Here is a 22,868-nt window from a genome sequence, read left to right on the forward strand (position 1 = left end):
CAAATTCTGCAAATAAAAAATAGAGGCCGATACAAAAACAGAGACGAAAAGGAAATCCCCTCTCGCCTCTATCAAATCATTTCAATGCATCAACCACTTTCTGAATGGCTTCTAGCGCATCATCAGGCAATTTATCATAGCCCTCTTTCAGCACTGCAGTATCTGCAACGAATTTAACACGATCCTTCATACGTGCTTTTAACTGATCTACATAATCAGAATCATTGAGATCTGGAACGAATCCCTCCCACTCAAAGATTTCAATGTCACTAAATGGACCCCACTGTTTAAACTGTGCTTTCTTATCAACGATTGCTTCCAAAATACCAAGTGTATCTTTTGGTTGAACCTTTTTGCCCATAAAATCACCCGTGTTAATAATATAGCAATCAACGTTCTTCTTTTCTACCAATATTTTAAATTTCTCATAATCCGTTGCCAAAGGATACGTACGGAATGGGTTGGCATATGGTACAACTACCAGTGCATTGGGATCTGCACCTGGTGCAAGTCTTTCTGCGGAAGATCTCTTGGTTGCCAAAGTTGCACCCATTACGGATGCCAGAGACGCACCTTTTAATTTAACTACCGGGGGAATGGTAGGATCCTTCATAATCCAGAAAATAGCATTTACTGGTGAATCAATCTTATCAACACGGTTCGGGGACCACAGCTTTGATTTAATTGCACGTCCATTGCCGTTTCTGATATCTTCTGTCACCAACTGAATTTTTCCATCCTCATCAAAGGTACAGGAACAGTTTTGTGCAGTCAACAAATATTTGTTGTCATCACAGCCAGTGGGATAATCCTGAGTTTTATCAAAATATGTAGGCTCCAGTGCGACAGAAGAACAGGTGTCGGTATTGATAATAAAGGCATCATCGTGAAGAACCGTAACACCGTATTTGCCTCCGTGTTTCGCATGGGTAATGGTTGATTTACCTGATCCAGATAAACCAAATACAGATGCAACATACTTGGAACCATCTGATAATGTATATTCTTTCTGACCTCCATGACAGCTGGCATAACCATTCCGGCTGGCAAGTGCCCATGCCATCGTAAGAGTACCTTTTTTATGCTCCCCGAAGTATCTCATACCAAGGATTGCTGCACAATTTTGCTCTGTATTAAAATAACACAAACATTTAGGATCGTTTAAACAAGACAAATCAACACCTGGCCGGTCTGAACCGTTCCACTGAGGATCTGAGAAAATATAGATGTCAGGCTCTTTTCCATCCCCTACTGGTTTGGAAGCCTTATACATTTTGATATACTGATCTGACATATACTGGAAATTCAACATCCAGTTATATAAAACATTCTCTTCTCCCTCAGGAATGAGAAGATGCGCTTTCACCATATACTCCGGATCCAGACCTACAAATACTTCTGCGTGGTACATGGTCTTCCATCGTGTCTCATAAACAGCATCCATAACAACTTTATCAAGAGCCTTGCAATCTACTCCAGGTTCTCCAGCAATCCTTCTAGCCGTAGCATATCGGCCAATGATTGCACCATCATTGAATAAAAGTACTTTTGCATCCTTTTCCAAACCAAATTCTTCGCCTCTATATACTGGCATATCCGTTACGATCGTTCCAGGTGAATTTTTTGCTAATTCATATGCTTCACGTAGCGTATTGATTTTAATAACGTTGTTGCCATAAAACGGTGCTTCAATAATGGAACGTGTTGTTGCAAATCCAGGTTTACCTTTTCCAATTTCATGAATTGGGTAATAAGCTTTAGTTGACATATAAAATCCTCCTTATAAAATCCAAATTTACCGTTATTATCTCACCGTTTTGTGAAAAAGTCAATAATCTCTATTGCAATTTCTACAAAAATTAGGTATATTAAGTATGTTATTTGCATCTTGTATACAAAACAGAAAGAAGGCTCAATATGATTCACATTTCAAAAGACGGATCTGGAGATTTCAGAAGTATTATGGAAGCTCTTCATTCATTGCCAAAGGACAATGCTTCTGAGCAAGTCCTATTTATCCACAAAGGAATTTACGAGGAACAAATTACAATTGCAATCCCTCATGTCACCTTTGTCGGAGAAGATGTCGACCATACAATTCTCTCATTCGGTCTTTATGCCCACATGTCAATGGACGACGGCATGAAGCGGGGAACCTTTCGAACCTATTCTTGTCTAATAGATACCTATGATTTTACAGCTAGGAATATTACATTTGAAAACAGTTCGGGAAAAGGGATTGACGTTGGACAGGCGCTGGCCGTTTATGCAGACGGAGACCGCTTGTCATTTGAAAACTGTCGTTTCTTAGGGAATCAGGATACTCTATTTACCGGTCCTCTCCCACCAAAAGAGATCGAACCTAACGGTTTTATCGGACCGAAACAAAATGCCCCACGCATAAACGGAAGGCATTACTATAAAAACTGTTATTTAGAAGGTGATGTAGACTTTATTTTCGGAAGTGCCACTGCGTACTTTGAAGGTTGTACCTTTTACTCCAAATATACAGGTAAAGAAATTAGTAGTTATGTGTCTGCCGCCTCAACTCCAGAAGGCCAGGATTACGGTTATGTTATGGTGAACTGCCGCTTTGAAAGCAACTGCCCGGCAGAGAATGCATACCTTGGCCGTCCTTGGAGAGAGTATGCAAAAACGGTTTTAATCAACTGCTTTATGGATTCGCATATCTGCAAAGAGGGATGGCATGACTGGAACAAAGAAGCCGCCCATATACATACCTTTTATGGAGAGTATGGTAGTTACGGCCCAGGAAGTGGAATGGAACATCGTCCAGACTGGATACATAAGCTGGAAGAAAGCGATCTTACCTCTTACTCAAAAGAAGCCGTCTTATCCGGCCAGGATAACTGGGCTCCATAAGTGCGCCTCTGATTGGTCTATCTTAACAAAAAACGGGACTCTGTTCTTAATGACTAAGAAACGAATCCCGTTTACCAATTAATTTTCTTTGATTTTAACGATTACTTTTTTGATGGGTTCCGGTTTTATATTAACCGCTTTAGGCTTGTGACCATCCCATGGATTGAAAATCATATATTCCCCAGCCTTTACCACTACCTTTAAGCCTGGATTTTCATTGTTGTAAAATACAACATCTTTTTCTTCGTTATATGGTACTTTCTCTACCAGCTCATCCAATCTGGCATAGGTCATAGTCTCTGATCCAGAAATAACATATTGGATATCTGAATAATTATGGTGGGCTTCGAATTTCGCCTCTTCCCATGGTATGGTTGTATATTCTACTACATTAGCAAATACATTTTTGCCATCAATCTCATATTTACCTGGTTCCAGGTTCTCTAAATCTGTATTTTTAAGAAAATCCACTGCCTTTGCATATCTTCCTTCTACTCCAAGGCTTTTGTAAAAATCAAGGTTTTTTAATGAGTCAAAAATCATAATCGTGTTCTCCTTTTATGTATAAAATATAATTACAGCAGATTCGTTTCACTGCCAGACAAATATAGTATACACTGAAAGTAGAATAAAGAACAGTTTTTATTTAAAAAATTCATGGTTTCCGTGTTGGAATAAATAAGTCAAATGGGAGTCGAACCAGCTTACCGCTCCCCTCTTTGAACCTCTCCGATACATAAAATACAAGGCTCCATTGGAATAATCTTCACCAGAAAGTGCACGATTTACACACTGTATTGTATCGCTCGTTACCTTCGCGGAATGTATACTTCCGTTAGATACTGGTGAAAATTGGGAGGGCTCATAAACAACGCCTCTCACTGAGCTTGGAAATTGACCACTTCTGACGCGGTTTAAAATAACATTTGCTACTAAAATTTTGCCTGTTTCATCACAGATCCCTGCTTCTGCCTGTACGATATGCAACAATACGTTATAATCTTCCTGCGATACGGACATGGCATGAGCAGACATTTCTTCCGCTGCTTTTTTCGCCGCTTCTTTCGCTTCTTCCTCTGCTTTTTTCGCTGCCTCTTCTTCCAGTCTTTTTGCTTCTTCCTCAGAAGCAATCTGTGCATTGATTCGCTGTGTCTGGAGAATAACCTCTTCTTCTAGTTGTTGTTTTTGTTTTACTTCTTTTTCTAAAAGGTTACCGGCTAATAGCTGTGCCTGCATCGTGGTATCGGTAAGATTATCTTGTACTTTTGCTTGAGCAACTGCATCTTCTTCAAGAACTGCATCCTCTTCCGTAACATCATGAGACGACCTTGTTTCTGCAAACGCCGTTAAAGCATTCTTTCCGCTGCTTCCAAAACCCGCAGACGTAAATGCGATAACTGTAATTACCGCTGCACCTACCATAAAAATTGCAGATGAACGATACATTCGCTTCGTGACCTTAATGGTCATCCCTCTGAAGAATTGACTAATCCGCTGAAGGATAGAGCGTAGTGTAAGCATAAATACTCCTCTTTCTATTCACTCAATTGCCTTGGTTGTGAATCTTCTACAACCGTTTCCATGTGTCGACCGTAATTATAGAAGAATCCTGTTAAAAAAGTCAATGCCAATTTAACATTTTTGTGATATTTTATCTTTTTATTTTTTACTTCCTCTCATTTTTATGTGTAGTATGCACTATTATTCGGGGTTTATTCTTTCTTTTTTTATGCTATTTATATATTCACATTTTACAATAATGTTACATTTCTGTTAACTATTCTTTTTCTCAAAATTTTAACAATCCCTATTTTAATAGTTATGTAAACTATTCTTGGATAATAGAGGCAAAATCCCCTTGAACGAACCCAACCAAAGCATCTGGATCAAGAATAATTTGGTGTCCTCTTAATCCACCACTGATTGTTATTTGTGAAAATAGGTGTGCAGATTCCTCAATTAAGGTTGGAAACTGCTTCTTCATGCCAATTGGGGAACACCCACCTCGGATATAACCAGTTATGCGTTGTAAATCTTTCATTGGTATCATTTCGACTTTTTTATCGCCAGCAGCCTTTGCTGTTCTTTTTAAATCTAATTCTTCATCCACTGGAACGCAGCAGACAAGATATCCTATTTTTTCTCCTTTTAAGACAAGTGTCTTGAAAACACTGCCATGGTCAACCCCCATGGCATCAGCAGCATGGCTGCCTGATAAGTCTTTTTCATCCACCTCATACTCTTTTGTGACATATGAAATTCCTGCCTTATCAAGAATACGCATTGCATTTGTCTTTACCATATCATCTACTCCTTTTTTCTTCCTATTATACGATTTTCTCCAGTTAACAACAATAGGAAACAAAATATCCGTGATTTCCAGATACAATATCTGACAATCACGGATCATTTTCTAGGAAAATATAACGGTTACTTTTTCTTATTTATATAAGGAAACAAGCCCCCCGCTGAAATTATTTCTTGCATAAAGGGAGGAAATGCCTGCCCAGTAAAACACTCACCAGTGGTATGATTCGTTATATTCCCTGTATCAAAATCAACTTCCACCTCGTCACCAGCTTTAATTCTTCTGGCCGCTTCCGGACACTCTATAATAGGAAGTCCGATGTTAATCGCATTCCGATAAAAAATTCTTGCAAACGTTTCTGCTATGACGCAACTGATCCCAGCACATTTGATCACCAGAGGTGCATGCTCTCTGGAAGAACCACAGCCAAAATTTTTATCAGCTACGATAATGTCCCCTTTTTTCACTTCTCTGACAAAATTCTTATCCAAGTCTTCCATGCAGTGCTTTGCCAGCTCATCTCCATCGGTAATGTTTAAATACCTTGCTGGTATAATTACATCCGTATCTACATTATCTCCATATTTAAAAACAGATCCTTTTGCCTTCATTGGGCTCCCTCCTATCAAAGAATTTCTTCCGGTGAAGAAATTTTTCCAGTAATGGCACTCGCTGCAGCAATTGCAGGGTTTGCAAGATATACTTCCGACTCCACGTGCCCCATTCTTCCTACAAAATTACGGTTTGTAGTAGAGATGCATCGCTCACCTGCCGCAAGTATCCCCATGTAACCTCCCAGACATGGACCACAGGTAGGAGTACTTACAACTGCACCTGCTTTAATAAAAATTTCCAAAAGGCCTTCTTTCATAGACTGCAGATAAATCTCCTGGGTAGCAGGTATTACAATACAACGGACATTCTTTGCAACTTTCTTCCCTTCCATCACAGATGCCGCAATTCGCATATCTTCCAATCTCCCGTTGGTACAAGACCCGATTACTGCCTGATCGATCTTAATTTCATCAAAAGTCCCAATCGTTCTCGTATTCTCTGGAAGATGAGGGAATGATATCGTAGGTTTTAATTGAGATAAATCAATGGAATAAACGGCTGTATATTCTGCATCTGCATCCGCTTCATAAACTTTATATTCTCGTTTGGAATGTTCTTTTATATATTGTATTGCAAGGTCATCGACCGGAAAAATTCCATTCTTTCCACCTGCTTCTATGGCCATATTACAAATCGTAAAGCGGTCATCCATTGTTAAATACTGAATTCCATCCCCACAAAACTCCATCGACTGATATAGCGCTCCGTCTACACCGATTTCACCTATAATATGCAGAATCACATCCTTACCACTGACCCACTGGGAGGGTTTACCAGTCAATTCAAATTTAATTGCAGACGGAACTTTAAACCAAGCTTTTCCGGTAACCATACCGGCTGCCATATCCGTACTTCCCACACCTGTGGAAAATGCTCCTAGTGCTCCGTATGTACAAGTATGAGAATCTGCACCAATCACCACATTTCCAGCAACCACCAATCCTTTTTCTGGAAGAAGAGCATGTTCAATTCCCATCTGCCCCACATCAAAATAATTGGATATTTCGTGTTTCCCAGCAAAATCACGGCAGCACTTACAATTCTCAGCTGATTTAATATCCTTATTTGGGATAAAATGATCCATGACTAATGCAATCTTATCCTTATTAAAAATCGTATCCTTGTTGAATTTTTCCATCTCCTTGATTGCTACTGGAGATGTGATGTCATTCCCAAGCACCATATCAAGATCTGCCTCAATGAGCTGTCCTGCTTTTACCTCTAAAAGATCCGCATGAGCAGCTAATATCTTCTGAGTCATTGTCATTCCCATCGTCCGCACCCTCCTAATGATTCAATATATGAAGCGTTTCTACTTTACTGCTTTACATTTTAGCATACTTGTTGGTATAATTGAAATACATAATACGAATGTTTAATATAAAAACAAGTTATAGAACGAGAGGAATATTAATATGGATCTAAATCTATCCCAATATAAGATTTTTTACGAGGTTGCAAAAGCGGGGAATATCTCTAAGGCAGCCAAGGAACTTTTTATCAGTCAACCTGCCATCAGCAAATCCATTCGTAAACTCGAAGATAATTTAAACGTTGCATTGTTTACCAGAAATTCCAGAGGCGTTCAGATGACAGAAGAAGGTAAATTATTGTTTCAACATACAAGAGAAGCTTTTGAGGCAATCAACCGAGGAGAGCAAGAATTAAAAAGAGTAAAAGAGTTTAACATCGGATACCTAAGAATCGGTGTCAGTAACACACTTTGCAAATATGTTCTACTTCCTTATCTTAAAGGTTTCATTGAGAAGTACCCTCATATTAAAGTAACAATTGAAAGTCAATCTACCTCTCATACGGTTCATATGCTAGAACAACAAAACCTTGATTTGGGATTGATTGCAGCCCCCTCCAATCGTCGTCCTCTTTCCTTTACTCCTATTATGGAAATTCAGGATACTTTTGTTGCCACGAAATCTTATCTGGACAATTTACACTTAAGAGAAGGTCGAAATATTGATATTTTCCAAGCTGGTAATATTCTTCTTTTAGATCAAAATAATATGACAAGAAAATACATTGACGAGTATTTAACTCAAAATCAGATTGTACCGAAGCAGCTTTTGGAAGTCACTACCATGGATTTGCTCATTGAATTTGCAAAAATCGGTATGGGCATCGGCTGCGTCATAAAAGAGTTTGTACAAGTTGAACTGGACCGCGGCACTTTGATTGAGATCCCGATGCAATCTACGATTAAGAAACGAACCATTGGATTTGCGTTTAATCCAGGGGGGGTATCAACCGCAATGCAAAGTTTCTTTTCTGCTATGAAAGACGCAGGAATGGGACACCCATAAATGGCTCCCATTCCTGCACAAAATATTATTCCCAGTATACTGAAACTTTGTTTTTGGACCAGTCAACATAGGTCATATACCGGATGGATCTTTCGAATTGACTTCTTGGCATATAGATTAATTTAGAAGTATCCCAAGGATTAATTACAATCACCGTATCATCTGTTACCCATCTGATCGAGTAAGAATGTCCACCGTCTCCAATAATCCCTTTGCTTGGATCTGCAATATTAAAATCACAGGCAGCTGTAATGCCTTCCTGTGCATCGCATTTTGTTTTTAGCGTATTCATAATATTATTTTTAGCGTAAGTCCCTCGATAGGTTTGTTGTTTGTATCCAGTCATTGTAGTAAACACATCACAGGCAAAACAACCGTTATAAACATTCATGGCCTTTTGCAAACCAGCTTCTATTACCCGTGCATCAAGGTCACCTGTAATATACGCATTCGCAACATCTCTTTGAGATACCGTTTGTTCCCCAGCACCAAAACGAAGCGTATATCCATAATTGTTTTTTTGAATCAATACACTTAATAAATATTTACCATAAGAACTATTATCCAAAGCCTGTATTGCAGAAACAGCACCACAATCACCGGCACTCCCTTGATGAAAGGTGCTCAATTTCCCATCAAGCTGCGTTGCAGCATCACTTGCAAAAGCAGTAACTGGGGTGAGCATAGAACTTATCACCATTCCAAGTGTCAGACATATCGTGATTAATTTCCTTTTCCTTTGATTCCATTTGTGTTTTTCCATTTCACTATCCTCCATTTTTATTTGTACTGACTTATTATACATCATAATGGTACAAAAGTGTCAATCATGTACATAATAACCGTTTGTATGTAACTTTTGACATTTTTAACGAAGAAATTCGTAAAAAGAAGGGGCTGTCGCACGAAAAAATTCGCGGGACAGCCCCTTCCTTCTATATATATGGATTAATTATCGATTAATTTTCCGCCATCGTTCCAACTGTAAAGTTTACGAAGCTCTGCTCCAACCTTTTCTAATTGGTGAGAAGCTTCTTTGTTTCTTATTGCTTTGAAATGAGTTCCACCTACCTGATTCTCAAGAAGCCAGTCTTTTGCAAACGTTCCATCTTGAATGTCTGTAAGAACTTGTTTCATCGCTTTTTTCGTCTCATCTGTAATAATCTTTGGACCTGTAATGTAATCACCATACTCTGCTGTATTGGAAATAGAATATCTCATGCCTGCAAATCCACTCTCGAAAATCAGATCTACAATCAGCTTCAATTCATGAATGCATTCAAAATATGCATTCTCTGGTGCGTATCCGGCTTCAACCAAAGTTTCAAACCCAGCCTTCATAAGTGCACAAACTCCGCCGCATAAAACAGCCTGTTCTCCAAAAAGATCTGTCTCTGTTTCATCTTTAAAGGTTGTTTCTAAAACGCCCGCTCTAGCTCCGCCTAATGCCAGCGCATAAGCCAGTGCTTTTTCCTTTGCCTTTCCTGTGTAATCTTGATGCACAGCCACCAAACAAGGTGTTCCTCTGCCCACTTTATATTCATTGCGAACCGTATGGCCTGGTGCTTTTGGTGCGATCATCGTAACATCCACATTCTTAGGAGGAAGGATTTGTCCAAAATGAATGGCAAATCCATGTGCGAACATCAGCATGTCACCTTCATTCAAATTAGGCTCCACCGATTCCTTGTAAAGAGCAGCCTGCTTTTCATCATTAATAAGGATCATAATGACATTGGCTTTCTTTGCTGCTTCTGCTGCGGTATATACCGCCAATCCCTGTGCTTCAGCTTTTGCCCAAGAACTGCTTCCCTCATAAAGTCCAACGATTACGTTGCAGCCTGACTCCTTTAAATTAAGCGCATGGGCATGTCCCTGGCTTCCGTATCCAATAACCGCAATGGTTTTATCCTCTAATAGGGATAAATTACAGTCTTCCTGATAGTAAATCTTTGCCATCTTTCATTTCCTCCTCATATATAAAATCATGATATATTATTGTTAAAGGAACCATGCCGACGACTCACTGTCCGCCTTTGGCAATACCTCTAGCTAGCTTACGACTGCCTAAGGCAGATACCGGATATCCTTAGACCCTCTGGAAAGTCCTGTCAAACCAGTTCTGGCAAGTTCCAGGATCTCATAATCTTCTAACAGGTTTATCAGTGCATCAAGCTTCAACTGATCTCCTGTGAGCATAACGGTTAAAGAATCTTTTCCCACATCAACAATGGTTGCTCTAAATATATCGGAAATGGCACTGACCGCCTGCCTCTCACTTGCATTGGCACGGACTTTAATCAATATCAGTTCCCGGTATACGGAAGATCCCGGCTTTAATTCTTTAATATCCCTAACATCCTCAAGTTTCCGCAACTGCTTTTCAATCTGATCTAGAATCTCTTGTTCCCCAACAGATACCACTGTCATTCTGGAATACCTCTCATCTGCAGTGACTCCAACCGTTAGGCTTTCGATGTTATAGCCCCGGCGGCTAAATAGTCCGGCTATACGGCTTAACACGCCAGAAGTGTTGTCAACCAACAATGATAATACGATTCTCTCCATCCTTATCCCCGCCTTTTTTTATAATATTTAAATGATAACAATCTCCCTTCTATTTGTCAACTAAATAAAAGGAATGTGTATCATAACTTGTGGTTATGGAACCGATCCATTTCCTTTATTATAGCACAGTGAGAAAATCCTACAAGTACATTTCTTCCTTTTCTAACGTTTCTAAAAGCGGATTTACATGAACCATGCAATGCTTTACCGCTGGAAACATCTGTTCTATAGAAAGATGGACATTTTCTGCAATCTCATGGGATTTTATCAGTTCTAGATTGCCTTCCGCAGAAATTTCGATATCAACATAGATTTTCGTTCCAAACATCCGGGTTCTTATATCATCAATTCGTTTCACTCCCATAATGGATATAACCAAATTCTGCATTTTCTTTACGGTTTCGTCATCACAAGATTTATCTACCATTTTATCTGTGGCATCTAAAAATATATCTACGGCTGCTTTTACTACGAACCCGCAGATAACCAGACTTGCAATTGAATCCAATACCGGAATCCCCAATCTTGCCCCAGCAATCCCAACCATTGCCCCTACCGATGAAAGCGCATCCGACCGATGATGCCAGGCATCTGCCAAAAGTGCTCCAGAATGAATCTTCTTTGCCGCAGCTTTTGTATACCAGTACATCCATTCCTTCACACCGATAGAAAGTACTGCCGCAAAAAAAGCAAACCCATTGGGGAGAAGTTCCGTATTTATGTTACCTAAGACAATTTTCTTTATTCCAGTTATACCAATGAGCACCCCAGTTGCCATTAAAGTTACTGCAAGAATGATGGACGCCACACATTCCATACGGTCATGACCATAAGGATGCTCTTTGTCGGAGGTTTTTCCGGCAACCCGTACACCGATAATTACAACAAATGAACTAAAAACATCCGAAGCGGAATGCACTGCGTCAGAAATCATAGCACCAGAATGTCCAAAGATCCCAGCTGTCAGTTTAAATAACGATAAAAGAAGATTAATTCCAATGCTGACCACAGATACCCGCATTGCGATTTGATTCGGTTGTTCCATACTTAACACCTCCGCGATTATAAAGAAACTGCACCTGCGGAACATACAAACAACTCACTGTCCCGCAGATGCAGTTATCATCCGCTGTCGCACTTGACGACCCGGCCCTATAGCTAAAAGCTATCGCCTGTTCAGTTTGTACTGTAGACGAGTATGCAGCGCAAAAATATGCATAATGCAAAATAGAGCCGGACTGTTAATCCTCTTTTAAAGATAAAACCGATCGGGCTTAACGTATACTATGTAACGTTATTACCTATATGTTACAAACTGACTGGATATTCTAAAATATAATATTCATAGGCATTGATCACAGTTGTTTTCCCATAAGTATCTTCTCTTTTAAATACTTCTCCATAATTGGCATGAATATGACCATGAAAAAAATACTTTGGAGAATACTTTTCCATTAAAGTTTTGAAACAGAAAAACCCCCTATGTGGCAAGTCGGGTAAATCATTTAGCTGATAGGCAGGTGCATGAGTCACCAAGATATCAAACCCTTTATGCTTCCTTAATTTCCACCAAAGCTTTTTGATCCTGTGATCCATCTTGTTTTCTGTATACTGATCGGGAGATCCTGGAATATATTCCATAGACCCACCCAGTCCAAGAATTCGGATTCCATGGAATGTTACAATGTCATCTTCAATACAGGTACAACCCTCAGGCGGGCTGTTTTTGTATTTATTGTCGTGGTTTCCCCGAACATAATAAACGGGTGCGTGAGAACAGGTAGCAAAAAACGAAAGATAATTTGCCCGAAGATCTCCACAGGAAATAATTAAGTCAATGTCATTTAATTTTTCTGGCGTATAATATTCATAGAGTGACTTTGACTCATGATCTGCCAGTACCAGAATCTTCACACTATAACTCCTCCATCTTTATGTTCTCGTAAATTGCTCTTCCCTGTAATCGAACCAGAGATTTCGCCTCATTCGTCAGTTCTTCAAATGTAGGGATCTGTCCCACTACATTCTCTGTCAGCCAGTTCATTGTCGTAATCTCTTCCGGTGTTAGGCTATGTCCCTCCTCACACTGTATGGTTCCATCCTGGGAAAATATGGTTCCCACAAATGGCTGAAAGCTGCCAGCCCGGATGGAATGTTTTAAAAACGTAATTAGCCGGTTGGTACCATTGGGTAGGTTTTGGGAACAAATCACATCTATTACATCGGCCGACATCCCCCACCAATAATTCACGGCTTCTTTTCCTCTCATCTCTTTGCGTTCTGCCGCACCATGGCACGTAATATTAATGATCTTCTCATAGAATTTACCCCAATGCCAGATTGGAGTTGCCAAGTTTTTAAGACGTCCTTCTGATTTTTTCTCATACAGCCCATACTCCCTGGTTGGTGTCTGAGGAGTGATCATATCATCTCCAGAAATAAAAGTGATTCCTTCTTTTTCTAATTCCAAATGGGCATCTCGGTTCTTTAATTTAGACCATTCCAAATGTACTTTCGCATAAGGATTGATCATTTTTGCCCCCAAAGCAAAAGCATTGATATTTGCAATCGTGCCATAAATCGGATATTCTGCAATGTAGCCTAGTTTGTCATCCCTTGACATAGAAGCGGCCAGAGCACCCATTAAAAATTTAGATTCGTACATCCTTCCATAATAGGTACAAACGGATGAATAGGACATATTCACGGAACAGTTAAATACCTTCACCTCCGGATGATCTAAGGCAGTCTTCACGCTTTGATTAATCATCTGGGAGGAAGTAGTGAAGATCATATTGCAACCAGCTTCTATCGCCTGTTCAAATGCCTTTGCCGTCTTATCTTCGGAATCTGCATTAAAATAAGCCACTGTTTCTATGGTATCGTCAAACGCCTCTTCCAGATACATTCTACCCAGTTCATGCCCATAAGTCCAACTAGAGGTCTCTTCCGTCTTTGCATGGATAAAAGCAATCTTTAGCATCTGTGGTTCTACAAACTGGAAGGGAATCAGCCAGTTAATCAATTTAAGTGGCTTGTTTTCAGAAGTTTCCTCTACATCCTCTGGCTGTTCTACCAAAGCGATCTTATTGCCTCTAGACGCAAGCAATAATTCATCTTTTATCTTGATCAAATCCTTCTTAATCTGTTTATCTACTCGGTCCTTGACTACGGAATAGCCAAATAGTTCCACATAGATAAGAAAGGCATCGGAACAGGTCATATCATAGTCATCCCCACCAAATGAATGAAATGACTTGGAAAAACGATCATAAGCAGATTTGAATATGACCCTGTCTTCTTCACTCCATGGCTCTCCTGGGGTTTTGTTCAAGACTTTAATTAATTTTTCATAGCTGCCTTCTTTGCTAAACCATATATCGCAGTTAAAAGACACCTGATAAAAATCCAGGAATTCATAATAGAGTTTGTTATTTAAATCATCAGTCCGTTTGGGGATCAGACGAGTCACAGAAGAAGCAATACTAAACGCATCCACATACTTTAATACACTGACTCTTTTATTCCCTTCCTGTACATAATATTGATTCATAAATTCGTAAACAACGATGGGATCATGAATCCCCTCCTGAATTTGATGATCGTACAAATATGCCCACTTTGCACCGAATTCTGATTTTTCGGATAATAAAGGCATAAAGTTGTTGGCAAAGGCATTGGTACGTCCTTCTGTCTTGGTACCAATTACCTTTTCCAAAGGAATATCCATAATCCCCAAATTCACCTCAGATACAATATCAGAGTAAGACAATATATCATCAAGAACTGGGAGGTATGGATACTCCCCCTTGGATACGGAAGACTGATACTGCCTTCTTCCTTTTCTTAAAGCCCCCACATAATCATATAGTGCCATCAGTGACCTCCTTCCTCTTCTTTAACTTATAGATTTTTCACCTTGAACGCTCGATCTATTTCTCGTTTCTGATCTTTCTTCGCTAACTCTTGCCTCTTATCGTATAATTTCTTTCCCCTTGCCAGTCCAATCTCTGCTTTTACCAGACTGCCTTTCAAATATACTTGAAGAGGCACCAAAGTATAACCTTTTTGTGCTATTTTCTCATCTAGCTTTTCAATCTCAGACTTATGCAAAAGCAGCTTTCTAACACGCAATGGATCCTTATTAAATATATTTCCCTTTTCATATGGATTGATATTCATTCCATATACATAAATCTCACCTTTTTCAATTTTAACAAACGATTCTTTTATGCTGCATTTACCCATGCGAATGGATTTAACTTCAGTACCAGCAAGTGCGATGCCTGCCTCATATTTTTCATCAATAAAATATTCATGATACGCCTTTTTATTGTTGGCGATCAGTCTTTTCGTCTCTCCCAATTTTATAAACCTCCCACTATGGTTTTCAATTATGATACTACAATGTTAATTCTAAGTAAAGGAATTTTCTTACAATTAATAAAAGGGATCTGATCCTTCGAAAAAAGACCAAATCCCTGGTTTTTATTCCTCTATAGAGTCTTTTGCCGGTATAAAGTCAATGGTACGAAGCAGTTTGTCCGTCCCTGACACAATCACTTTAATTGGCTGGCCTAGCTTATAAGTTTTTTTCGACATTTCACCGACTAATTCATAATGTTCTTCATCAAAGGAATAATAATCATCTTGAAGATCGCTGACACGAATCAACCCTTCCACCGTATTGGGAAGCTCTACATACAGCCCCCAGTTGGTTACTCCGGAAATAACACCCTCAAATTCACTTCCAATAAATCCGCTCATATATTCACATTTTTTTAATTTAATGGTCTCTCGCTCCGCCTCATCCGCTCTCCGTTCCGTTGCCGATGACTGAACCGAAACTTGCATCAAAATCTTATCGTAATGACTGATTCTTTTATCATTCAGACCAGACCGTAGGTTTTCCTTAATGATCCGATGGATCTGGAGATCTGGGTAACGGCGGATTGGAGAGGTAAAATGGGAATAGTACTTGGCAGCCAGACCAAAATGCCCTGTATTTTCAACTGTATATTTTGCCCGTTTCATGGATCGGAGTGCCAGACGGCTGATTAATGCCTCTTCCGGTTTATCCTCCACACTAACAAGTAGCTTTTGAACTTCCTTGGGATAAACTTCTCCATGATGAAATCGAATGGAATATCCAAAATTATTAATTAACATCGCTAGACTTTTCATCTTTTCTGGGTCCGGATTGTCATGGGTTCGATAAAGAAAGGGGATTTCCTGCCAGAAATAATCCTCAGCCACTGTTTCATTGGCTAGTAACATAAAATCTTCTATAATCTTAGTGGCAGCATTTCGATCATAAGGCTTGATTTCCAGAGGTTTTCCCCGTTCATCAAGAATCACTTTTGTTTCTGGGAAATCAAAATCAATGGATCCTCGAATTTTTCTCTTTTCCCTAAGAATATCCGCAAGTTCTTTCATCTGATCAAACATTAAGACTAATTCTTCATATTCTTTCATCACGGATTCGTCCCGATCTGTTACGATTGCATTCACTGCGGTGTAAGTCATTCTACGATTTACATTGATTACAGTTTCCGCTATCCTGTGCCCCTGAACCGAACCGGTTTCATCAATATCCATGATACAGCTCAGTGCAAGACGGTCTTCTCCTTGATTTAACGAGCAGATCCCATTTGATAGTTTATGAGGAAGCATGGGAATTACCCGATCCACCAGATAAACACTGGTTCCTCTCTTTAACGCTTCCTCATCTAAAGGACTATGCTCTGTCACGTAATTTGTTACATCTGCAATATGAACTCCCAATGTGTAAATTCCATCTTTTTTAGTAATGGTAATGGCATCATCAAGATCTTTGGCATCTTCTCCATCTATAGTGACAGTTAAGCTGTCCCTCAAATCCAAACGCCCGTTGATATCTTTTCCTGTTACAGTATCCGGCATCTCAGACACCTGTTTCATCACCCCATCCGGAAACTCTTCCGGGAGACCATAGGCACGTACAATTGATAAAATGTCCGTGCCAGGATCATTTACATGTCCTATGATTTCTGTGATTGCTCCTTCTGGTTTTTTATCTGCTCCACCAAAATCGGTTACCTTCACCACTACCTTATGGCCCGTAACCGCTCCCATATCTTTGCCCTGTGGTACAAAAACATCTTTTGATATCTTTTGATTATCTGGAATAACAAATCCAAAATTTTTATTTTTCTGATAAAAGCCAATTATATGTTCATTGGCATGCTGAATTATTTTTTGTACTTGCCCTTCCTGCCTTTTCCCTTTTGATTGCGCCGCATCTACAGAGATAAGAACCATATCTCCGTGCAATGCACCTTTTGTCTTATCTTCCGGGATAAAAACATCCTGATCCATGCCTTCCACCGCAACAAAACCAAAACCTTTGGGATGTCCAAAAAACGAGCCTGCTATGGACCCCAAATCAGGTTTTCCATATTTGCCCTTCTGTGTAATCCCTATCTTTCCTTCTGCCAAAAGCGAATCCAGTACTTCTTTTAATTCCTCTCTCTCACTTTTTGGAATATTAAAAAGAATCGCCAGCTCCTTTAATTTCATGGGAACATAAGTCGGATCGCCGAACAGTTCCAGGAACATAACTTTTCGCTGTTTTAATTGTTCTTGTGTCATCGTTTTCCTCTCTTAACTTTTTCTATTTTTCTTTCAATTTATTCATAGGTATCTTTGTTTCTATTATCTGCATTTTACAGTACTGTATTACAATATTTTTAAAAATTGAAAAAACACCCTTGTTCCGATTCCACAAGAGTGTTTTTTCGTTACAGTATATTCAGATTCAATACCAACGCTAGAACAAAAAACAGGATAGCTCCGTACTTTGTAAATCTCTCCAGTTTTCCTTCCATGGAACGCCCTTTATTCTTGCCCCAGTAAGTATCTGCCATACCACCGATTGCACCAAGTCCCTGACTCTTTCCTTCTTGCAAAAGAATAATCGCTGATAAAGCAATGCATATAATAACAAATATGATTGATAATATAATCCTGATCATGTTTCCACCTCCTATAGTCAAACAACACTTATCATATCATGTTTTTCACTAAAATACAATGTTTTTTTCCATTTTCTACTTAACCTGATTGAAATGTTCCTCAATTCGAATCAGTTGATTGTATTTTGCGGTACATTCCCCTCTGCACGGAGCACCACCTCTGATATAATCCGCTCCTGATGCAGCTGCAATATCACTTAGGAACGTTTCTTCTGTTGCCGCAATCCCATTTGAAAAGATCACTTTACAACCTGATTTTTTCGCTTTCCGGACCATTTCTAGTGCATTAGAAACCGTTTCAGCACGCTCTAACTCAATCACCATAGCTTTGGATGTGCCAAATTCTTTTGAAAAAAGATACATCCCATCTGCATATAGTTTCTCTGCATCTACATATAGTTCCTCTGCATCTGCATCAATGGCAATCCTTGCATCCACCCCTAGCTTATAACCCGTCAATGAAAAAGCATCTATGGTGCAGTGAAGTACTTCCTTTATATTTTTCATGTCCGTTGTAAAGCCGCCGTTTCTTCCAACAGCCGTTTCATATCCATGTAGCGTAAGCAAACGTTTTAATGTTTGATAAATTTCCGTTCCCATTAATAACCCCTGGGAAAAGCTTTTATTGTTTTCTGGAACGACTAATATCTCACAAAATCCAATTCCTTTTTCTATGTTTTCTCCACACAACAAACTCATCATAGGGACTGGCATCACGGGTGTTGAGGTTCCTCCTAGATAACGATAAAGCGGGAGAAAAAGTCCGGCTCCTGCTGCTCTGGCAATTGCCATAGAAAGTGCCGAAATCCCAAAATCACCAGTCGGATCGTTTAATATCTTTTTGGCTTTTATAAGCATTCTATCCACGGCATTTTGATCCGCAGCATCCTCTAGTAAAACAGCTTCTGAATACCAGTTATTAATTAATTCAGCTGATTTTTCCGGCTGTTTTGCTCCCCATAACGAAACCGAAGCTCTTCCATGGGCTCCATTTTCCAAAATCACTTCCGCTTCTACCGCCAGATTGGCACAGGAATCATAAACCAACCGCCCATACACTTCTATAATATCAAGATCTCCTAACATTAAAAAGCCTCCCTTGTTACATTATCTTATAAAAGGATTGACGAGAATGTTACGTTCCATTCAGAATTTCAAAAAAAGATGCCAGGAGTCCATTTCACTCCTGACATCAAATACACGATATAAAATACTAGTTATGCTCTCAATTCAATGTCTAGACCCTGCAGCCCATTGAGAATCTTATTCATAACTGTAACAATTTCCTGTTCTTCCAATGTATGATCAGCCGACCGGAAGCTTATAGTATAAGCAACTGATTTAAATCCCTTTTTGATTTGTGAGCCTTCGTAAAGATCAAACAACTGGTAATCTTCTAAAATCTTTCCACCACGTTGCTCAATGATTTCTTCGATCTGGCCAACTAGGATCTCCTTGGGTACTACCATGCTTATATCCCTTGTTACCGCCGGATACTTGGCAATTTCCGTATATTTGCGGTCAAACCCGGTATAAGGAATTACAGACGGCATATCAATTACGGCAATATAGGCACGTTCCCCTATTTTATATTGATCCGCCACATCCGGATGAACCTCACCCAAATATCCTACCGTAGTTCCTTCATAAATGATATTGGACTGTCTTCCTGGATGAAGAAACGGTTTTCCCCCATTGGGATCATAATGATGTTTCTTTCGCATTCCGGCTTTTTCAAAAAATTCTTCAACAACTCCCTTCATGTCAAAGAAATCTCCATCCCCATAAAATCCTAGAGTAAATTGCATTCTTTCATCTGGAAGTTCAGTCATCGGAAGCGCCTTGGGAAGATAAATGTTTGCGAGTTCATAAAGGCGTACATTCTTATTCCTCCGGTTGTAGTTCGTAGATAAGGAATTTAACATCCCGTGAAGGGGTAATGTCCTCATAATACTGAAATCTTCCCCAAGCGGATTCAAAATATTGACTGTCTTACGAAGAGGGCTGTCAGCTGGAATTAACAGTCGGTCAAATACTTTGGGGCTTTCAAAGGAATAGGTCATTCCTTGCGAAAATCCACAGAATTCTGCTACTTCTCCAGCCAGTTCCTCAATTCTTAATTTATAAGATATTTTACCCGTAGTCGCTTCCCCAGTTGGAAGTGTAACTGGAATCTTATCATATCCAAAGAATCTGGCAACTTCTTCTGCCATATCTGCCATACAGGCCAAATCTTGTCGGAATGTGGGGATTACCACCTCTTTTTTCTCTGGATCATAGCTTAAATCCAGCTTTTTATAATATTCAAGCATAGTCTCTGGTTGAATGTTTGTTCCCAGCAGACGATTCATTTTCTCTGGTTCAAACGGGATCCTCTTTGCTTCTCTTTTTTCTGGATAAACATCAATCATACCACCTACAACTTCTCCTGCTCCTAATTCTTCAATTAGCTGACAGGCACGATTAATGGCATCTTCCGCATTATTTGGGTCCAGACCCTTTTCAAATTTACCAGAAGCATCGGTTCTTAACCCCACTTTTTTCGATGAAAGGCGGATGTTTGTTCCATCAAAACAAGCACTCTCAAATACCATGGTTTTTATCTCATCGGTAATTTTAGAATTTTCGCCCCCCATAATTCCAGCAATACCAATTGATTTTTCTCCGTCTTTGATCATTAAAATGCTATGATTTAAGTTGCGATTCTGACCATCTAAAGTTTGAAATGTTTCCCCATCTTTTGCGCATTCTACGATAATTTCATGATTGGAAAGCTGATCATAATCAAATGCATGCATCGGCTGCCCATATTCTTCCATTACATAATTGGTGATATCTACGATGTTGTTGATGGGGCGAATTCCACATGCTGCCAGACGCCGTTGCATCCAAGCAGGGGAAGGTGCCAGCTTGATATTCTTTACCATTCTTGCACAGTAACGAGGGCAAAGCTGACCGTCGTTTACTGTGACTTTTAAATAATCGTGAACATCTTCCTTATTCCCCACCGGTGTTACAACTGGTGGGTGAAAAGACTTGTGAAACGTTGCCGCTGCTTCTCTGGCAATGCCAAGTACACTGTAGCAGTCCACTCGATTTGAAGTAATTTCATACTCAAATACAGAATCATGTAATCCCAAGAGTGCAACGGCATCTTCTCCAGGTTTTGCATCCGTTTTTAGAATGTATATTCCACTTTCCGGTGCATCGGGATACAGCTCACTGGTAAATCCCAATTCCTCTATGGAACACATCATACCGCAGGATTCAATCCCTCTTAACTTTCCCTTTTTGATTTTTACTCCATCTTTAGGAAGAGGACCTCCATCGTGACCTCCTGCTACCATTCCACCAGCTAACACGACTGGAACGTTATCTCCTTCCTTTACATTGGAAGCTCCTGTTACGATCTGTACTGTCTCTTCTCCAACATTAACCTGACACACAATTAATTTGTCCGCATCTGGATGACGTTCAATTGACAGGATGTTCCCAACCACGATCTTTTTTAAATTCTTATCCAGGCATTCATATCCTTCTACCTTTGTTCCGGTCAGCGTCATCGCATCTGTATACTCCTGAGGTTCTACGTGAAAATCAGGAATGTATGCTTTAATCCATGATAATGGTGTATTCATTGATTTCTCTCCCTTTCTGTTCCTAAAACTGCTTTAAGAATCTAATATCATTTTCGTATAATAATCTCATGTCATCAATTTCGTATTTTAATAAAGCAATTCTCTCAAGTCCTACTCCGAAAGCAAATCCGGAATATTGCTCCGAATCAATCCCACTCATTTCTAACACGTTTGGATGAACCATTCCGCATCCGAGAATTTCAATCCATCCAGAACCTTTACAGAATCGGCATCCTTCTCCTCCACATTTAAAGCAGGTAACATCCATTTCCGCACTGGGTTCTGTAAAAGGAAAATGATGAGGACGAAATTTAACTTTTGTCTCTGCACCAAACAATTCTTCTGCAAATTCCTGAAGCGTTCCTTTTAAATCGGCAAACGTAATGTTTTTATCAATCACAAGACCTTCAAACTGGTGAAAGGATGGGGAATGCGTCGCATCCACTTCATCAGAGCGAAACACCCGGCCAGGTGCTAGCATTCGAATGGGAAGTTTCCCTTCTTCCATGGAGCGGATCTGTACGGGAGAAGTCTGGCTTCTCAAAACAATATTCTCTGTAATATAAAACGTATCTTGCTCATCTCTTGCTGGATGATTTTTCGGAATATTCAACTTCTCGAAATTATAGGAATCATATTCTACTTCAGGACCTTCCTTTACTTCATATCCCATGCCTACAAAAATACGTTCTACTTCTTTTTGTGCAATGGTATTTGGATGGGTGTGGCCTAATTTATTTCTCTTTGCGGGCAAGGTGACATCAATGACTTCCTTTTTCATCTGTTCGTCTCTTGCCTTTTTTAATAAAATCGCCTTTGCTTCTTCTAATTTCCCCTCAATCAATCCTCTGGTATCGTTGACCATCTGACCAACTTTTGGCCTGTCTTCTGGTAACACATCCTTCATACTTTTTAATACGCTGGTCAATTCTCCTTTTTTTCCAAGAAAGGAAACTTTAATATCGTTGAGCTTTTCCAATGCATCCGTAGCTTCTATCTGCTTCAATGCTTCATATTTGATTTTTTCTAATTGGTCTTTCATCCTGCTCTCCTTCTTTTTATCACAATAAAAACAAAAAACTCCATCCCAAAAAGGGACGAAGTTAAATTCGCGGTACCACCCTGATTCCTGTATCATAACAGGCACTCGGCATACGTAACGTGTACAAACGTCATGATCTAATGCCGGAAAAATCCGGTTTCAATCATGCTGCTTCAGTGGGAAATTCAATTGCTTAACTGAACTTAAAAGGGCTTGCAGCCGATGGCCCCTTCTCTCTGGAAGAAATTAAGAATCTACTAACACCTTCACGGCATTTATTATTATTATATTTAGTTATAATTTTAATCAGTGATCAAAGAAATGTCAAGGAATATTTTTATTTAATGCTTTTTCTATATGATTCATTTATGATAATGTCCTAGTGTATCACAAATGATTATGTCCCAATTAGTAGTTCATATATTATAATAGAACCTCATGACTTAGAAATGAGGTGGACACAATCAGAAAGGTATTACTAAC

20 protein-coding genes, 1 riboswitch and 1 other annotated feature are annotated in these 22,868 nt (G+C 39.5%); of the genes, 2 read left to right on the forward strand and 18 right to left on the reverse strand.

The genetic code is table 11. The features are described 5' to 3' along the window. Positions 1-76: 76 nt before the first annotated feature. Positions 77-1,768 carry a phosphoenolpyruvate carboxykinase (ATP) gene (locus EFT72_RS16935; protein WP_124068094.1) on the reverse strand — a complete coding sequence of 564 codons (1,692 nt, stop codon included), beginning with the start codon at positions 1,766-1,768 and terminating at the stop codon, positions 77-79. A 149-nt stretch (positions 1,769-1,917) separates the two neighbouring features. Between EFT72_RS16935 and EFT72_RS16940 the strand changes: the two genes are divergently transcribed. Further along, positions 1,918-2,883 (forward strand): pectinesterase family protein, encoded by a 966-nt coding sequence (locus EFT72_RS16940; protein ID WP_124068095.1) that lies wholly within the window; start codon positions 1,918-1,920, stop codon positions 2,881-2,883. Positions 2,884-2,961: 78 nt separating this feature from the next. Here the strand turns inward: EFT72_RS16940 and EFT72_RS16945 are convergent, their stop codons facing one another. The 5 genes from EFT72_RS16945 to leuC all read right to left on the reverse strand — a co-directional run bounded on the left by EFT72_RS16945 (position 2,962) and on the right by leuC (position 7,079). Then, positions 2,962-3,426: a YhcH/YjgK/YiaL family protein gene (locus tag EFT72_RS16945; RefSeq protein WP_124068096.1), complete on the reverse strand. Its 465-nt coding sequence runs from the start codon at positions 3,424-3,426 to the stop codon at positions 2,962-2,964. 99 nt (positions 3,427-3,525) lie between these two features. Further along, positions 3,526-4,404: a cell wall hydrolase gene (locus tag EFT72_RS16950; RefSeq protein ID WP_124068097.1), complete on the reverse strand. Its 879-nt coding sequence runs from the start codon at positions 4,402-4,404 to the stop codon at positions 3,526-3,528. A 307-nt stretch (positions 4,405-4,711) separates the two neighbouring features. After that, the gene (gene ybaK / locus EFT72_RS16955) at positions 4,712-5,185 is read right to left on the reverse strand and encodes a Cys-tRNA(Pro) deacylase (RefSeq protein WP_124068098.1); all 474 of its coding nucleotides are present in this window, start codon (positions 5,183-5,185) and stop codon (positions 4,712-4,714) included. Between the two features lie 128 nt (positions 5,186-5,313). Further along, positions 5,314-5,802 (reverse strand): 3-isopropylmalate dehydratase small subunit, encoded by a 489-nt coding sequence (gene leuD / locus EFT72_RS16960; protein WP_124068099.1) that lies wholly within the window; start codon positions 5,800-5,802, stop codon positions 5,314-5,316. Between the two features lie 14 nt (positions 5,803-5,816). Further along, positions 5,817-7,079, reverse strand: coding sequence for a 3-isopropylmalate dehydratase large subunit (leuC, locus tag EFT72_RS16965; RefSeq protein WP_124068100.1), 1,263 nt, complete (start codon positions 7,077-7,079; stop codon positions 5,817-5,819). A 142-nt stretch (positions 7,080-7,221) separates the two neighbouring features. Here leuC and EFT72_RS16970 point away from each other — a divergent pair, with 142 nt between their 5' ends. Beyond that, entirely contained in the window at positions 7,222-8,124 is a 903-nt protein-coding gene (locus EFT72_RS16970; protein ID WP_124068101.1) for a LysR family transcriptional regulator, read from the forward strand. Between the two features lie 25 nt (positions 8,125-8,149). On the opposite strand, the gene EFT72_RS16975 is transcribed toward EFT72_RS16970, so the two are convergent. The 12 genes from EFT72_RS16975 to pheS all read right to left on the reverse strand — a co-directional run bounded on the left by EFT72_RS16975 (position 8,150) and on the right by pheS (position 22,385). Beyond that, a complete protein-coding gene (locus EFT72_RS16975; RefSeq protein WP_124068102.1) occupies positions 8,150-8,887 on the reverse strand; it encodes a hypothetical protein in 738 nt (245 codons plus the stop codon). A gap of 185 nt (positions 8,888-9,072) precedes the next feature. After that, positions 9,073-10,083: a ketol-acid reductoisomerase gene (ilvC, locus tag EFT72_RS16980; protein ID WP_124068103.1), complete on the reverse strand. Its 1,011-nt coding sequence runs from the start codon at positions 10,081-10,083 to the stop codon at positions 9,073-9,075. Between the two features lie 108 nt (positions 10,084-10,191). After that, positions 10,192-10,692 carry an acetolactate synthase small subunit gene (gene ilvN, locus EFT72_RS16985; protein WP_124068104.1) on the reverse strand — a complete coding sequence of 167 codons (501 nt, stop codon included), beginning with the start codon at positions 10,690-10,692 and terminating at the stop codon, positions 10,192-10,194. Between the two features lie 139 nt (positions 10,693-10,831). Then, positions 10,832-11,737 (reverse strand): cation diffusion facilitator family transporter, encoded by a 906-nt coding sequence (locus tag EFT72_RS16990; RefSeq protein WP_124068105.1) that lies wholly within the window; start codon positions 11,735-11,737, stop codon positions 10,832-10,834. A 55-nt stretch (positions 11,738-11,792) separates the two neighbouring features. Further along, a riboswitch (NiCo riboswitch) is annotated at positions 11,793-11,882 on the reverse strand. A 118-nt stretch (positions 11,883-12,000) separates the two neighbouring features. Continuing rightward, positions 12,001-12,606, reverse strand: coding sequence for a metallophosphoesterase (locus tag EFT72_RS16995; RefSeq protein WP_124068106.1), 606 nt, complete (start codon positions 12,604-12,606; stop codon positions 12,001-12,003). A gap of 1 nt (position 12,607) precedes the next feature. Continuing rightward, complete coding sequence (locus EFT72_RS17000) at positions 12,608-14,569, reverse strand: BMP family ABC transporter substrate-binding protein (RefSeq protein ID WP_124068107.1); 1,962 nt, start codon at positions 14,567-14,569, stop codon at positions 12,608-12,610. A gap of 26 nt (positions 14,570-14,595) precedes the next feature. Beyond that, positions 14,596-15,057, reverse strand: coding sequence for an SsrA-binding protein SmpB (smpB, locus tag EFT72_RS17005; RefSeq protein ID WP_124068108.1), 462 nt, complete (start codon positions 15,055-15,057; stop codon positions 14,596-14,598). A 123-nt stretch (positions 15,058-15,180) separates the two neighbouring features. Further along, positions 15,181-17,322, reverse strand: a complete 2,142-nt coding sequence (gene rnr / locus EFT72_RS17010; protein ID WP_124068109.1) for a ribonuclease R — start codon at positions 17,320-17,322, stop codon at positions 15,181-15,183. A 149-nt stretch (positions 17,323-17,471) separates the two neighbouring features. After that, on the reverse strand, positions 17,472-17,705 hold the full coding sequence (secG, locus tag EFT72_RS17015; protein ID WP_124068110.1) for a preprotein translocase subunit SecG: 234 nt from the start codon (positions 17,703-17,705) through the stop codon (positions 17,472-17,474). Between the two features lie 75 nt (positions 17,706-17,780). Further along, positions 17,781-18,791, reverse strand: a complete 1,011-nt coding sequence (locus EFT72_RS17020; protein ID WP_124068111.1) for a hypothetical protein — start codon at positions 18,789-18,791, stop codon at positions 17,781-17,783. 131 nt (positions 18,792-18,922) lie between these two features. Then, positions 18,923-21,343, reverse strand: coding sequence for a phenylalanine--tRNA ligase subunit beta (gene pheT / locus EFT72_RS17025; protein WP_124068112.1), 2,421 nt, complete (start codon positions 21,341-21,343; stop codon positions 18,923-18,925). Positions 21,344-21,365: 22 nt separating this feature from the next. Continuing rightward, positions 21,366-22,385, reverse strand: a complete 1,020-nt coding sequence (gene pheS / locus EFT72_RS17030; protein WP_124068113.1) for a phenylalanine--tRNA ligase subunit alpha — start codon at positions 22,383-22,385, stop codon at positions 21,366-21,368. Positions 22,386-22,433: 48 nt separating this feature from the next. Further along, positions 22,434-22,664: a binding site (T-box leader), on the reverse strand. Positions 22,665-22,868: the final 204 nt, after the last annotated feature.

It is taken from the genome of Clostridium sp. E02, from assembly GCF_003833015.1.
Taxonomy (GTDB): Bacteria; Bacillota; Clostridia; order Lachnospirales; family Lachnospiraceae; genus Lacrimispora.

What these genes read in the sequence shown, in the direction of transcription:
- EFT72_RS16935 (WP_124068094.1), bottom strand. Translation starts at nt 1,768, where the DNA reads ATGTCAACTAAAGCTTATTACCCAATTCATGAAATTGGAAAAGGTAAA.
- EFT72_RS16940 (WP_124068095.1), top strand. Translation starts at nt 1,918, where the DNA reads ATGATTCACATTTCAAAAGACGGATCTGGAGATTTCAGAAGTATTATG.
- EFT72_RS16945 (WP_124068096.1), bottom strand. Translation starts at nt 3,426, where the DNA reads ATGATTTTTGACTCATTAAAAAACCTTGATTTTTACAAAAGCCTTGGA.
- EFT72_RS16950 (WP_124068097.1), bottom strand. Translation starts at nt 4,404, where the DNA reads ATGCTTACACTACGCTCTATCCTTCAGCGGATTAGTCAATTCTTCAGA.
- ybaK (WP_124068098.1), bottom strand. Translation starts at nt 5,185, where the DNA reads ATGGTAAAGACAAATGCAATGCGTATTCTTGATAAGGCAGGAATTTCA.
- leuD (WP_124068099.1), bottom strand. Translation starts at nt 5,802, where the DNA reads ATGAAGGCAAAAGGATCTGTTTTTAAATATGGAGATAATGTAGATACG.
- leuC (WP_124068100.1), bottom strand. Translation starts at nt 7,079, where the DNA reads ATGGGAATGACAATGACTCAGAAGATATTAGCTGCTCATGCGGATCTT.
- EFT72_RS16970 (WP_124068101.1), top strand. Translation starts at nt 7,222, where the DNA reads ATGGATCTAAATCTATCCCAATATAAGATTTTTTACGAGGTTGCAAAA.
- EFT72_RS16975 (WP_124068102.1), bottom strand. Translation starts at nt 8,887, where the DNA reads ATGGAAAAACACAAATGGAATCAAAGGAAAAGGAAATTAATCACGATA.
- ilvC (WP_124068103.1), bottom strand. Translation starts at nt 10,083, where the DNA reads ATGGCAAAGATTTACTATCAGGAAGACTGTAATTTATCCCTATTAGAG.
- ilvN (WP_124068104.1), bottom strand. Translation starts at nt 10,692, where the DNA reads ATGGAGAGAATCGTATTATCATTGTTGGTTGACAACACTTCTGGCGTG.
- EFT72_RS16990 (WP_124068105.1), bottom strand. Translation starts at nt 11,737, where the DNA reads ATGGAACAACCGAATCAAATCGCAATGCGGGTATCTGTGGTCAGCATT.
- EFT72_RS17000 (WP_124068107.1), bottom strand. Translation starts at nt 14,569, where the DNA reads ATGGCACTATATGATTATGTGGGGGCTTTAAGAAAAGGAAGAAGGCAG.
- rnr (WP_124068109.1), bottom strand. Translation starts at nt 17,322, where the DNA reads ATGACACAAGAACAATTAAAACAGCGAAAAGTTATGTTCCTGGAACTG.
- secG (WP_124068110.1), bottom strand. Translation starts at nt 17,705, where the DNA reads ATGATCAGGATTATATTATCAATCATATTTGTTATTATATGCATTGCT.
- EFT72_RS17020 (WP_124068111.1), bottom strand. Translation starts at nt 18,791, where the DNA reads ATGTTAGGAGATCTTGATATTATAGAAGTGTATGGGCGGTTGGTTTAT.
- pheT (WP_124068112.1), bottom strand. Translation starts at nt 21,343, where the DNA reads ATGAATACACCATTATCATGGATTAAAGCATACATTCCTGATTTTCAC.
- pheS (WP_124068113.1), bottom strand. Translation starts at nt 22,385, where the DNA reads ATGAAAGACCAATTAGAAAAAATCAAATATGAAGCATTGAAGCAGATA.